The sequence below is a fragment of the Pseudomonas sp. 3B-A001-10F genome (assembly GCF_056313565.1).
The window spans coordinates 1-13202 of record NZ_JBQYFW010000021.1 but is presented as its reverse complement, the minus strand read 5'-3'; the positions used below and the strand labels follow the sequence as shown (position 1 = coordinate 13202).

The 13202-nt window shown below is 62.3% G+C and carries 9 protein-coding genes; all 9 read left to right on the top strand.

The window, feature by feature from the left end:
* Window positions 1-6 precede the first annotated feature (6 nt).
* Window positions 7-1422 (top strand): Y-family DNA polymerase, encoded by a 1416-nt coding sequence (locus AC0ZWN_RS18965; protein WP_116254866.1) that lies wholly within the window; start codon window positions 7-9, stop codon window positions 1420-1422.
* Window positions 1398-4496: an error-prone DNA polymerase gene (locus AC0ZWN_RS18960; protein ID WP_476336088.1), complete on the top strand. Its 3099-nt coding sequence runs from the start codon at window positions 1398-1400 to the stop codon at window positions 4494-4496. The genes AC0ZWN_RS18965 and AC0ZWN_RS18960 overlap by 25 nt, the downstream gene beginning before the upstream one ends.
* Window positions 4497-4755: 259 nt before the next feature.
* Window positions 4756-5442 carry a CsgG/HfaB family protein gene (locus AC0ZWN_RS18955; protein WP_161986630.1) on the top strand — a complete coding sequence of 229 codons (687 nt, stop codon included), beginning with the start codon at window positions 4756-4758 and terminating at the stop codon, window positions 5440-5442.
* Between the two features lie 28 nt (window positions 5443-5470).
* Complete coding sequence (locus AC0ZWN_RS18950; protein ID WP_093430820.1) at window positions 5471-5842, top strand: DUF4810 domain-containing protein; 372 nt, start codon at window positions 5471-5473, stop codon at window positions 5840-5842.
* A complete protein-coding gene (locus AC0ZWN_RS18945; RefSeq protein ID WP_095047855.1) occupies window positions 5839-6498 on the top strand; it encodes a DUF799 domain-containing protein in 660 nt (219 codons plus the stop codon). Before AC0ZWN_RS18950 ends, AC0ZWN_RS18945 begins: the two co-directional genes overlap by 4 nt.
* 229 nt (window positions 6499-6727) lie before the next feature.
* Entirely contained in the window at window positions 6728-7417 is a 690-nt protein-coding gene (locus AC0ZWN_RS18940; RefSeq protein WP_095047854.1) for a GntR family transcriptional regulator, read from the top strand.
* Window positions 7418-7551: 134 nt separating this feature from the next.
* Window positions 7552-9663: an ATP-binding protein gene (locus AC0ZWN_RS18935; RefSeq protein WP_460100267.1), complete on the top strand. Its 2112-nt coding sequence runs from the start codon at window positions 7552-7554 to the stop codon at window positions 9661-9663.
* A gap of 31 nt (window positions 9664-9694) precedes the next feature.
* Complete coding sequence (locus AC0ZWN_RS18930) at window positions 9695-12328, top strand: excinuclease ABC subunit UvrA (protein WP_476336086.1); 2634 nt, start codon at window positions 9695-9697, stop codon at window positions 12326-12328.
* A gap of 124 nt (window positions 12329-12452) precedes the next feature.
* Window positions 12453-12719 carry a hypothetical protein gene (locus AC0ZWN_RS18925; protein ID WP_460091186.1) on the top strand — a complete coding sequence of 89 codons (267 nt, stop codon included), beginning with the start codon at window positions 12453-12455 and terminating at the stop codon, window positions 12717-12719.
* Window positions 12720-13202 lie beyond the last annotated feature (483 nt).

The following is a 13202-nucleotide window of genomic DNA, read 5'->3' as shown; positions in this document are numbered from 1 at the left end:
GTCACCATGCGCTGGGTGTGTATCCTGTTTCCGCAATTGGCCCTGGACGCCGTGCTGCGTCAGCGTCCCGATCCCGATGAACCGTTGGTGCTGCTTAACGGCCCGGCCCAGCGCCGGGTGTTGCAAGCGGTCAACCCGGCGGCGCGCAAGCTTGGTTTGCGCGCAGGCCAGTCGATGACCGCTGCGCAGGCGATGAGCAAAGGCTTTGCCACGGCTGATTACGAGGCCGCCGAGGTCGAACACTGGCAGCAGTTTCTCGCCGCGTGGGCCTACCGTTTCAGCTCGCAGGTCAGCGTGCATTACCCACGCACCGTGGTGTTCGAAATCGAATCCAGCCTGGGTCTGTTCGGTTCGTGGGCGCAGTTCGAAGCACGACTGCGCCGGGAACTGACCGATCTGGGTTTCCGCCATCGCATCGTCGCGGCACCGAATCCCGTGGCGGCGCGGGTGCTGGCCAACGCCTATGACGGCTTGGTGGTGCCGGACGGCGAGGCCTTGCAGCATCATCTCGGTCAGTTGCCCGTCGACCGCGTCGGTCTGGAACCCGCAGTGGCCACGGCGTTATCACGTATGGGCCTGCGCAATCTCAGTCAGGTGCAGAGCCTGCCGCGTCAGGCGCTGGCCCGGCGCTTCGAAGCGCAGATGCTCAAACACCTCGATACTTTGTTCGGTGCCCGGCCATTGGCGCTGGGGTTTTACCTGCCGCCGGATCGTTTTGATGTGCGCATCGAACTCAACTTTGACGTGCAGTCCCATCAGGCACTGTTGTTCCCGTTACGCCGTTTGACCGGCGATCTGTCGGCGTTCCTCTGCGGGCGTGACAGCGGCGTGCAGCGTTTCGATCTGCACCTGGAACACGCCGGGCTGCCGGACAGCATCATCAAGGTCGGCCTGCTCAGCGCCGAACGTGATCCGGCGATGCTCTTCGAACTGGCCCGTGGCCGGCTGGAACAAGTGCAAGTCGAGGCGCCCGTGCGCGGCTTTCGTCTGCGCGCCGAGGACCTGCCGAGTTTCGTGCCGCAGTTTCAGCAACTGTTCGACGACCGTCCGCAGCAGACCTTGCCGTGGGAGCAGTTGCGCGAACGCCTGCGTGCGCGCTTGGGCGATGACGCGGTGCAGGGGTTGCGTTTTCAGGCCGATCATCGTCCCGAGTGCGCGTGGCAGCACGGCGTTGATAAACAACGCTGCGCAGGCTTGCCGAACGTGCATCGTCCGGGCTGGTTACTCGGCGAGCCACAAAGCGTGGCGGAAGGTTCGGCGCGGATTCTCATGGGCCCGGAGCGCATCGAGTCCGGCTGGTGGGACGGTGACGACGTGCGTCGCGATTATTACCTGATCCAGAACCGCGCCGGTCAGCAGGGCTGGGCTTATCGGGCGGTGGGTGAGGGCGGTCCGCTGTGGCTGCAGGGCTGGTTTGCATGAACGACGGTTATGCCGAACTGCATTGCCTGTCGAACTTCAGTTTTCAGCGCGGTGCGTCCAGTGCGCTGGAACTGTTCCAGCGCGCAAAAAAGCACGGCTATCAGGCACTGGCGATCACCGATGAATGCACGCTGGCCGGGATCGTTCGGGCCTGGCAAGCGGCGAAATCGGTGGAGCTGCCGCTGGTCATCGGCAGCGAAGTGCGTATCGAAAACGGCCCGAAACTGGTGCTGCTGGTGGAGAATCTGGCGGGCTATCAAGCGCTGTGCGGCCTGATCACCCGCGCCCGACGGCGCACGCAGAAAGGCCAGTATCAGGTGCTGCGCGAAGACTTCGCCGAGCCGTTGCCGGGGTTGCTGGTGTTGTGGGTGCCGGACTCGCTTGATGATGTGGAGGAGGGTCGTTGGCTGCAGCAGACCTTTGGCGAACGGTTGTGGCTGGCAGTGCAATTGCATCGTGGCCAGGACGATCAGCAGCGGTTGGCGGCATTGTTGGGGCTGGCCGCCGAGTTGCAGATTCCTGCCGTGGCCAGCGGCGATGTGCACATGCATGCCCGTGGCCGGCGTGCCTTGCAGGACACCATGACTGCGATCCGTCATCACGTGCCGGTGGCCGAGGCGGGGTTACGCCTGCATCCCAATGGCGAACGGCATTTACGCAGTGTCGAAGTGTTGCGCGAGTTGTATCCGCAGGCTCTGCTGGATGAGTCGATGAGCCTGGCCCGGCGCTGCACCTTCGACCTGGGCGAGTTGCGTTATCAGTATCCGAAAGAACTGGTGCCGGAAGGGCACAGCGCCAGTTCCTGGTTACGGCATCTGACTGAAGAAGGCATTGCCTGGCGCTGGCCACAGGGGCCTCAAGCCAAAGTGCTCAAGCAGATCGATGATGAGCTGAAGCTGATCGCCGAACTCGGTTATGAAAGCTACTTCCTCACCGTGCACGATGTGGTGCACTTCGCCCGCGAGCAGAAGATTCTGTGTCAGGGGCGTGGTTCGGCAGCCAACTCGGCGGTGTGTTTTGCCTTGGGCATCACCGAAATAGACCCGGATCGCACCACGCTGCTGTTCGAACGCTTCATGTCCAAGGAGCGCAACGAGCCGCCGGACATCGACGTCGACTTCGAGCACGAGCGCCGCGAAGAAGTCCTGCAATACGTGTTTCGCCGTTACGGCCGTGGTCGTGCGGCACTGACGGCGGTGGTCAGCACCTACCACGCTGCCGGCGCGGTGCGCGACGTGGCCAAGGCCTTGGGCCTGCCGCCGGATCAGATCAACGCACTGGCTGATTGCTGCGGCCACTGGAGCGATGAAACACCGCCGGTCGCGCGTTTGCTCGAAGGCGGTTTCGACCCGGACAGCCCGGTGCTGCGCCGAGTGCTGAGCCTGACCGGGCAGTTGATCGGTTTCCCCAGGCACCTGTCGCAGCATCCCGGCGGCTTTGTGATTTCCGAGCAGCCGCTGGACACGCTGGTGCCGGTGGAGAACGCCGCCATGGCCGAGCGCACGATCATTCAGTGGGACAAGGATGACCTCGATGCAGTCGGCCTGCTCAAGGTGGATATTCTCGCCCTCGGCATGCTCAGCGCGATTCGCCGCTGCTTCGACCTGCTGCGCCACCATCGCAATCTGGATCTGAGCCTGGCGACGATTCCAGCCGAAGACAAACCGACCTACGACATGATCAGCCGCGCTGACACCATCGGCGTGTTCCAGATCGAGTCGCGGGCGCAGATGTCGATGCTGCCGCGCCTGAGACCGGCGAAGTTCTACGATCTGGTAATTGAGGTGGCCATCGTCCGCCCGGGACCGATTCAGGGCGGGATGGTGCATCCGTATCTGCGTCGCCGGAACAAGGAAGAAGAGGAAACCTACCCGTCACCAGAACTCAAGGTTGTTCTGGAAAGAACCCTCGGCGTGCCGCTGTTTCAGGAACAGGTGATGCAGATCGCCATCGTCGCCGCCGATTACAGCCCCGGCGAGGCTGATCAGTTGCGTCGCTCGATGGCTGCGTGGAAACGCCACGGCGGACTGGAACCGCACAAGGAACGCCTCGCCGCCGGCATGAAAAAAAACGGCTACACGCCGGAGTTCGCCGCGCAGATTTTCGAACAGATCAAAGGCTTCGGCAGCTACGGTTTTCCCGAGTCCCACGCCGCCAGTTTTGCCTTGCTGACTTACGCCAGTTGCTGGCTCAAGTGCCACGAACCGGCGGCGTTCGCCTGCGCGTTGATCAATAGCTGGCCAATGGGCTTCTACAGCCCGGACCAGATTCTCCAGGATGCGCGCCGGCATCAGTTGCAGATCCGCCCGGTCGACGTGCGCGCCAGTGACTGGGATTGCAGCCTGGAAACCACCACGACGGTGCAACCGGCGATTCGCATGGGTCTGCGGATGATCAAGGGCTTTCGCGAGGACGATGCCCGGCGCATCGAAGCGGCGCGCGCGCGCGGGGCATTTGCCGATGTCGCCGACCTGGGCGAGCGGGCGGCGCTCGACAGTCGGGCGCAGGCGTTGCTCGCCGATTCCGGGGCGTTGCGTGGCCTGGCCGGACATCGGCATCGGGCGCGCTGGGAAGTCGCCGGGGTGCAGAAACAGCTGGGCCTGTTTGCCGGGTTGCCGAGTCAGGAGGAGCCGGAGGTGGTACTACCCAAACCCAGCGTTGGCGAGGATCTGCACGCCGATTACAGCACCGTCGGCACCACGTTGGGGCCGCATCCGCTGGCACTGTTGCGCGGCGAGTTGAAGGCCTTGCGCTGCCGCAGTTCGCAGGAGTTGCTCGACGTCGAGCACGGTCGGCCGGTGAGCGTCGCCGGGCTGGTCACCGGACGCCAACGACCGGGCACCGCCAGTGGCGTGACCTTCGTGACCCTGGAAGACGAATTCGGCAACGTCAACGTGGTGGTCTGGCGTGATCTGGCCGAGCGTCAGCGGCAAGTACTGGTCGGTTCGCAATTGCTCAAGGTCGATGGCCGCTGGGAGCGCAAGGGCGAAGTGCGCCACCTGATCGCCGGCCGCCTGAGCGACCTCAGCTCGCTGCTCAATGGCATCCGCGTGCAGAGCCGCGATTTCCATTAGCGCGCCCTGATCTGATCGTTCCCACGCTCTGCGTGGTAACGCCTCCCGTGACGCTCCGCGTCACAGCGGACGCGGAGCGTTCGTGGCTGCATTCCCACGCAGAGCGTGGGAACGATCAAGTCCGGAACAGCCAATTCACTGGCGTCAAAAAAACCTGTCACGAATGATGGCACTTTGTCATAATGCCGCCCCTTTTCAGCTCCCGAGCGCCTTGCCGTGTCGGGGCATCCCCGTTTTTCAAAAGGAATACTCAGTGAGAATGATCTCCCGGATGCTGGTCTCAGGCGTTGCGATTGCCGTGCTCGGCACGATTGCCGGCACACTCGCCGGTTGCGCCACTGAAAGCTCCCGCGCGCTGCCGGTGGCCAAGGTTGAAAGCGCCACACAAGTCTGGACCGGCGTTCGCGTGCCGATGGCCGTGGGCAAGTTCGACAACCGCTCCAGCTATATGCGCGGGATTTTCTCCGACGGCGTCGACCGTCTCGGCGGTCAGGCCAAGACCATCCTGATCACCCATTTGCAGCAGACCAACCGCTTCAGCGTGCTGGATCGCGACAACATGGGCGAAATCCAGCAGGAAGCGGCGATCAAGGGCCAGGCTCAGCGTCTGAAAGGTGCTGATTACGTGGTGACCGGCGACGTCACCGAGTTTGGCCGCAAAGAGACCGGCGATCACCAGCTGTTCGGCATCCTCGGCCGTGGCAAGACTCAGGTGGCCTACGCCAAGGTCAACCTGAATATCGTCAATATCAGCACCTCCGAAGTGGTCTATTCGACCCAGGGCGCCGGCGAATACGCCTTGTCCAACCGCGAAATCATCGGTTTCGGCGGCACCGCTGCCTACGACTCCACCCTCAACGGCAAAGTACTGGATCTGGCCATGCGCGAGGCGATCAATCGTCTGGTCGATGGCATGAACGCCGGTGCCTGGAAACCGGGCAACTGATCGACGCCCATTGCAAGGAGCAACACCCATGAATCTGACTTTGTCGCGCGCGCTGATGGCGCTGACGCTGGCCGCCAGCGCCTTGTTGGCCGGTTGTGCCTCCGGACCGCAAACCCTGTACCAGTGGGAAGGTTACGAGCCCCAGGTCTACGAATACTTCAAAGGCGAAGAGCCGAAAGAAGCCCAGGCCGAAGCGCTGGAACGTGACCTGCAGAAAATCCGCTCCACCGGCAAGGCTGTACCGCCGGGTTACCACGCGCACCTTGGCCTGCTCTATCTGAGCATGGGCAAGGACGACCAGATGGTGCAGCAGTTCAAAACCGAGAAAACCCTGTTCCCCGAGTCTGGGACGTACATGGATTTCCTGCTCAAAAACGCCAAGACCGGAGACGCGAAATGATCGCGCGCACCTTGAAACTGCTGGCCGCTGGTCTGGCCCTGACCGTGCTGGGTGGCTGCGTTGCGCCCAAGACCGTGGATTACTCGGCCTACAAACAGGCGCGGCCGAAAACCATTCTGGTGCTGCCTCCGCTGAACACTTCGCCGGATGTGAAGGCGTCCTACAGCCTGTTGTCGCAGGTGACCTTCCCACTGGCCGAAGCCGGTTACTACGTGCTGCCGATTGCGCTGGTTGATGAGACGTTCCGCCAGAACGGTCTGAGCACCCCGGACGACATCCACCAGGCACCGCCAGGCAAACTGAAGGAAATCTTCGGTGCGGACGCTGCGCTGTACATCACCGTGACCGAATACGGTACGCGCTACATGGTGATCAGCAGCGAAACAGCAGTGACCGCGACGGCGAAACTGGTCGACCTGAAAAGTGGCACGACGCTGTGGACCGGTTCGGCCCGGGCGTCGAGCGAAGAGGGCGGCAATAGCAATGCCGGCGGTATCGTCGGCATGCTGATCTCGGCGGCAGTGAAGCAGATCATCAACAGCTCCACCGATGCCGGCTACCCGATTGCCGGTGTGGCGAGCAATCGTCTGCTCTCGGCCGGACACCGGGCAGGCCTGCTATACGGCCCGCGCTCGCCGAAGTACGGCACTGACTGAGCCCGGTAAGATCTTTCCCACGCACTGCGTGGGAAAGATCAAATGTACGCGTGAGCCTGCTCACCGCCCCCTCCCGGCACATATGTCCTGCTTGCAACGAGCAGACAAGTGGCGCGACGCCGCCTCGATGGCTGATCCGCACTCAACGTGCAATCAAGACCCTGCATCTCGAAGCCGAAGGCTATATCCTGCGTGGCACTCAGTTGCTCGACGTTAAAGGAGTGCCCAAATGACCGAAAAGAAACCGGAAACCACGGTCGACCGCGTCTACCAAGGGGTTTACGAGGCGATCAGCAAGCGTTCGTTGCGCCCGGGGATGAAACTGGGTGAGGCCTCGCTGGCCGAATTATTCAATGTCAGCCGCACGTCGGTGCGCGCGGCATTGAAGCAATTGGAGGCCGATGGACTGGTCACCACCGAGCCGAATAAAGGGGCATCGGTGTCGCTGCCGAGCAATGAAGAGCTCCGCTCGCTGTTTGAAACCCGCCGGCTGATCGAGATCGGCATCGTTACCGAACTGTGCCGGCGCAAGGACAGCGCGGCGATGCAGGATTTGCGCGAACACCTGCTGCTGGAAGATGAAGCCCACGCGGCGGGCGATCACGAACGGCTGATCCATCTGCTCGGTGAGTTCCACATCAAACTGGCGTGCAGCCTGAATAACCCGGTGCTGCTCGACTGGTTCCAGAAACTGATCTCCCGCGCTTCGCTGTACGCTGCAGCGCTGGACGACGACAGCCATGAAGTCTGCCGCGACAACGAACACCTGCGCCTGATCGAATACATCGAGGCCGGCAATCAGAGCGCCGCCATCGAGCTGACCTGCACGCATCTGAACGGCATCGAGAAGGCCATTCTCGACGCCGCCGCCAAAATGAAAACCGGCTACCACCCGCTCAAGCACCTGATCGGGGTTTAGGTTCCGGGCGCGGATGAAATCGGCTATATATCATATGAAACCAATGCGACTGGAGGCGCTCGAAACAGACGGGCGTCGCGTCGTTATGGCGTCGCGATTTATCGGGCAATCACCACAGGACACTGAGTCAGTCGATGCAGTTTTTATCCGATAGCCATGGTTGTGACGGCTGGAAAGGCGAAATGGCCGGGCGCATCAGTGCGTTCGACTGGAGCCATACTGAACTCGGTCCGCTGAACAGCTGGCCGGCCAGCCTGTGCAGCGCGGTGCAACTGATGCTGGCGTCGCCGCTGCCGATGGTCATGCTCTGGGGCTATGCCGGGTACATGATCTACAACGATGCCTATTCGAAATTTGCCGGTGGTCGGCACCCGTATCTACTCGGTGCGCCGGTGGAGCTGGGCTGGCCGGAAGTCGCCGATTTCAACCGGCATGTGGTCGATACCTGCCTGGCCGGCGGCACCTTGTCGTTTCGCAATAAAGAGTTGGTGCTGTTGCGCGATGGCGTCCCCGAAGACGTCTGGATGGACCTGTATTACAGCCCGGTGGCCAATGATGACGGCAAGCCGGCCGGGGTGATGGCGATGGTGGTGGAAACCACCGAGTTCATGCACTCCGAACGCCGGCGGCAGGAAGCTGAAAGCGCTTACCGCGCCGACAACGAGCGGGTGCGTCTGGCGTTGAATGCCGGGGCCTTGCTCGGCTCGTTTGTCTGGGACGTGAAAAACAACACGTTGTCGGCAGACGAGCGATTCGCCCGCACGTTCTCCTATCCGCCGGAGCATGACCTGAGCAATCTGGCCCAGGACATCGCCGAGTCGCGCATCCATCCCGATGACCACGCCTGGGTACAAGAGCGCGTCGCCCATTCCGTGCAGACCGGTGAGCCGTATAACGCCGAGTATCGCGTGCGGCGCAGTGACGGCAGTTATTCCTGGGTGTTGGCCAGTGGCGCCTGTGAGTTCGACGAACACGGTGCGCCGTTGCGCTTTCCCGGCGTGCTGATCGACATTCATGAACGCAAGATCGCCGAAGAATCCCTGCTCAAATTTACCCGCAACCTCGAACAGCGCGTGGGCGAAGAAGTCGAGGCGCGGCTGGCGGCTGAAGAGCAGTTGCGCCAGTCACAGAAGCTTGAAGCGATTGGTGGCCTGACCGGCGGCGTCGCCCACGATTTCAATAATCTGTTGCAAGTGATCGCCGGCAATCTGCATCTGCTCGCGCGCCATGAACCGAACAATGCCAACGTGCAGCGCCGCGTCAGCGCCTCGCTGGCAGCAGTCGAGCGCGGCGCCAAGCTGTCCTCGCAATTGCTTGCGTTCGCCCGGCGCCAGCCTCTGTCGCCGGCGGTGTGCAACCCGCAGCAGATTTTCGAAGGTGTCGGCGAATTGCTGCAGCGAGCGCTGGGTGAAACCATTCAGATCGACGTGCAACTGCCGCAAAAGCCGTGGCACATCAACGTCGACCGCAACCAGTTGGAAAACGCCATTCTCAACCTGGCGATCAATGCTCGCGATGCGATGAAGGGCGAGGGCACCATTGCGCTCAGCGCTGCCAACGTGCGACTCGAACGCGAGTTCTGTGCCGGTAAAGGCATCGTTCCCGGTGAGTTTGTCCGCGTCGCGGTCAGTGACTCCGGCGCCGGCATCCCGCCAGAGATTCTCGAGCAAGTGTTTGAGCCGTTCTTCACCACCAAGGCTGACGGTCAGGGCACCGGGCTAGGCTTGAGCATGGTGTTTGGCTTCGTCAAACAGAGCGGCGGGCATGTCGAGATCACCAGCACCCTTGGCGAAGGCACGCGGGTGCAGTTGTACTTCCCGCGCAGTCTGCGGCCGATCCTTGATGAGGCGCCCGGTCTGCAAAGGCAGCAGAGCGGCGGCCACGAAACGATTCTGGTGGTCGAGGACAACGACGCCGTGCGCGCTTCGGCGGTCGAATTGTTGCGCGAGGAGGGTTATCGCGTGCTGACCGCCGGTCATGGCGATGCGGCCATGCAAATGCTCCTCGAAGGTGTCGAGGTGGATCTGATTTTCACTGACGTGGTCATGCCGGGGCTGATCAAAAGCTCCGACCTGTTCGCTTGGGCCAAGGTGCAGACGCCGCCGGTGGCGGTGCTGTTCACCTCCGGGCACACCCGCGACATCATTTCACGCAATCACCAGTTAAGCCCTGACACGCACTTGCTTGGCAAACCGTACAGCCCGGAAGCCATGTTGCAGATGATTCGGGTGGTGCTCGGTAGCTGAGCGTAGAACATTTCTTCACCAAGGCAGGTCGATGACTTCCAAACGCACCTCCAAAGCGCCCACCGGCATGGTCCGGGTACGTGGCGCCCGTGAACACAACCTGAAGAACGTTGACGTCGACATTCCCCGCGATGCGCTGGTGGTGTTCACCGGGGTGTCCGGGTCTGGCAAGTCGTCACTGGCGTTCTCGACCTTGTATGCCGAGGCCCAGCGCCGTTACTTTGAGTCGGTGGCGCCGTACGCGCGACGGCTGATCGATCAGGTCGGCGTGCCGGATGTCGACTCCATTGAAGGCCTGCCGCCGGCCGTGGCCCTGCAACAGCAACGCGGCACGCCGAGTACGCGCTCGTCAGTGGGCAGCGTGACCACGCTGTCGAGCCTGATCCGCATGCTCTATTCGCGCGCCGGCAGTTATCCGTCGGGGCAACCGATGTTGTATGCCGAGGACTTCTCGCCGAACACCCCGCAAGGCGCGTGCCCGGAGTGCCATGGCTTGGGGCGGGTGTATGAAGTCACCGAGCCGCTGATGGTGCCGGACCCGAACCTGACCATCCGCCAGCGCGCGGTGGCGTCCTGGCCGCTGGCGTGGCAGGGACAGAACCTGCGCGACATCCTCGTGACCATGGGCATCGACGTCGACATCCCGTGGAAAAAACTGCCGAAAAAGCAGCGCGACTGGATTCTCTTCACCGAAGAAACCCCGACCGTGCCGGTGTACGCCGGGCTGACCCCGGAAGAAACCCGCGTCGCCCTCAAACGCAAGATGGAGCCGAGTTACCAGGGCACCTTCACCGGCGCCCGGCGCTACATTCTGCACACGTTTACTCACTCGCAAAGTGCGCTGATGAAGAAGCGCGTTTCGCAGTTCATGCTCGGCAGCCCTTGCCCGTTATGCGATGGCAAACGACTGAAACGTGAAGCGTTGTCGGTGACGTTTGCCGGGTATGACATCGGTGAGCTGTCGCAGATGCCATTGCTGCAAGTGGCCGAGGTGCTGCGGCCGGTGGCGGCGGCCAGCTACCTCGAACACGCTGAAGAAACCGGCGAGACCTTAAGTCACGCGCAAACCCGCGAGGCCCGCCAGCAGCGCGTCGCTCATGGCGCCAGTGGCCACGCCAGCGCGCCAGACGTGCGCCACACGCCAAACCTGTCGCTGGAGAAACGCCTGGCGGCGCAGCGCATTGCCGAGGACCTGCTGGAGCGGGTCAGCGCCCTGACCGATCTGGGCCTCGGTTATCTGGCGCTGGAGCGCAGCACCCCGACGCTGTCGTCCGGTGAGTTGCAGCGCTTGCGCTTGGCGACGCAACTGGGTTCGCAATTGTTCGGGGTGATTTACGTGCTCGACGAACCTTCCGCCGGTTTGCATCCGGCCGATGGCGAAGCGTTGTTCGAGGCGTTGCAGCGCTTGAAGGCGGACGGCAACACGCTGTTTGTGGTCGAGCACGACGTGGAAACCATGCGCCGCGCCGACTGGCTGATCGACGTCGGCCCGGCGGCGGGCGAGCAGGGTGGGCAGGTGCTGTACAGCGGCCCGCCGGCAGGTCTGGCCGAGATCGAGCAATCGCAGACTCGCGCCTACCTGTTTGCCGAAGCGCAGCGCCAGGCACGCACCGCGCGCAAACCGACGGCGTGGCTGAAACTTGAAGGCATCACCCGCAACAACCTGAATAACCTCAGCGCCGAATTTCCACTGGGTTGCTTCACCTCGGTGACTGGCGTGTCCGGCTCGGGCAAGTCGAGTCTGGTCAGTCAGGCCCTGCTGGAACTGGTCGGCGCGCAGCTGGGGCGGACAACGGTGGACAGCGAGCCGGAAGAACTCAGCCTCGAGGACGACGCGCCGCAGATCAGCAGCGGCCAGGTGACGTCGGGGCTGGAGTCGATCAAGCGACTGGTGCAGGTCGACCAGAAACCCATCGGCCGCACGCCACGCTCCAATCTGGCCACTTACACAGGGCTGTTCGACAACGTGCGCAAGCTCTACGCCGCGACCGACGCGGCACGGGCTGCCGGCTACGACGCCGGACAGTTTTCCTTCAACGTCGCCAAGGGCCGTTGCGCCACCTGCGAGGGTGAAGGCTTTGTCAGTGTCGAGTTGTTATTCATGCCCAGTGTTTATGCGCCGTGCCCGACCTGCCATGGCGCGCGCTACAACCCGCAGACCCTGGCGATTCTCTGGGAGGGTTTGAGCATTGCGCAGGTGCTGCAATTGACCGTCGAGGACGCGGTGACGGTGTTTGCCGAGCAAGCGGGGATTCGCCGGTCACTGGAAGTGCTGCGCGATATTGGCCTGGGTTATCTGCGCCTGGGGCAACCGGCCACGGAGTTGTCCGGTGGCGAAGCGCAGCGGATCAAACTGGCCACCGAGTTGCAGCGCAACCAGCGCGGCGCGACCTTGTATGTGTTGGACGAACCGACCACCGGACTGCATCCGCGTGATGTCGATCGGTTGCTGGAGCAGTTGGATACGCTGGTGACGGCGGGGCACACGGTGATTGTCGTTGAGCACGAAATGCGCGTGGTCGCGCAGAGTGACTGGGTGATCGACATCGGGCCGGGGGCGGGGGATCAGGGCGGCAGGATTGTCGTGGCGGGCACGCCGCAGAAGGTTGCGGCGAGCAAGAAGAGCAAGACTGCGCCGTTTCTGGCTCGGGCCTTGAGCCGGTAATTGCGGCGTTCCGACTGGCACCATCAAGCGGGCGGCGAAGTTTTGAACGTTGGCGCGGGCCAGGCTTCGAATCTTTAACACCCGGCGGATGTGTGTCGGGGGTGTTTTGACCAACGAGGTGGCCATGAACGAGCAAACCAGGCAACAGAGTCAATCTGGCGAACCGATTAACCGCAATGATCCAGCGATTGACCCGCAGGTGCAGGGGCAGCCGGCGCCGACGCAGCAGCAGGGCGAGGATGGTCAGGCGCAGAGCGCAGACCCGGCAGTGGACCAGAAGAACAAGCACACGGACAACGACAACGAGTTCAGTCCGGGCTTCGAACCGCAACCGGATCGGGCGAAGCCGGGGGAGGAGACGGATGCCGATATTGATACCGATGGCGGTTGATTTCGGCGGATATGACAAGGCCGCATCTTAGGGGTGCGGCTTTTTTTTGCTTGAATTTGGTGGTGTGGCTGATATCGATCCCCCTCACCCCAGCCCTCTCCCCCAAGGGGGAGAGGGGGAAGGGAGCCGATCTCGGTGCCTTTCAAAAGCCAGGTTCAACTCTAGATTTCAGATTGGTGTGACTCGAACATTCAACACGATCGGCTCCGTCTCGCTCTCCGGAAAGGCGAGGGGGAAAGGGAGCCGATCGGGGTCTATTCAGAACCTGAGTTCGACGCAAGACTTTCAGGTCGATGTAACTCGAACATTCACCTCGATCGGCTCCCTCTCCCTCCGGGAGAGGGCTGGGGTGAGGGTGATCTGGCTTAATGATTCTGGACACCCCTAAAGGGCGTTAATCTACGCCCAACGAAGAGGTGTGATTTGACCAGAAGATATTTTTCGACAGATTTCAAACGGGATGCGGCTTGCCTGGTTTTGGAT

Excerpts from the sequence above, each read along its gene's own strand:
- AC0ZWN_RS18965 (WP_116254866.1), top strand. The coding sequence starts at position 7 with ATGCGCTGGGTGTGTATCCTGTTTCCGCAATTGGCCCTGGACGCCGTG.
- AC0ZWN_RS18950 (WP_093430820.1), top strand. The coding sequence starts at position 5,471 with ATGAATCTGACTTTGTCGCGCGCGCTGATGGCGCTGACGCTGGCCGCC.
- AC0ZWN_RS18930 (WP_476336086.1), top strand. The coding sequence starts at position 9,695 with ATGACTTCCAAACGCACCTCCAAAGCGCCCACCGGCATGGTCCGGGTA.
- AC0ZWN_RS18940 (WP_095047854.1), top strand. The coding sequence starts at position 6,728 with ATGACCGAAAAGAAACCGGAAACCACGGTCGACCGCGTCTACCAAGGG.
- AC0ZWN_RS18925 (WP_460091186.1), top strand. The coding sequence starts at position 12,453 with ATGAACGAGCAAACCAGGCAACAGAGTCAATCTGGCGAACCGATTAAC.
- AC0ZWN_RS18955 (WP_161986630.1), top strand. The coding sequence starts at position 4,756 with ATGATCTCCCGGATGCTGGTCTCAGGCGTTGCGATTGCCGTGCTCGGC.
- AC0ZWN_RS18945 (WP_095047855.1), top strand. The coding sequence starts at position 5,839 with ATGATCGCGCGCACCTTGAAACTGCTGGCCGCTGGTCTGGCCCTGACC.
- AC0ZWN_RS18935 (WP_460100267.1), top strand. The coding sequence starts at position 7,552 with ATGCAGTTTTTATCCGATAGCCATGGTTGTGACGGCTGGAAAGGCGAA.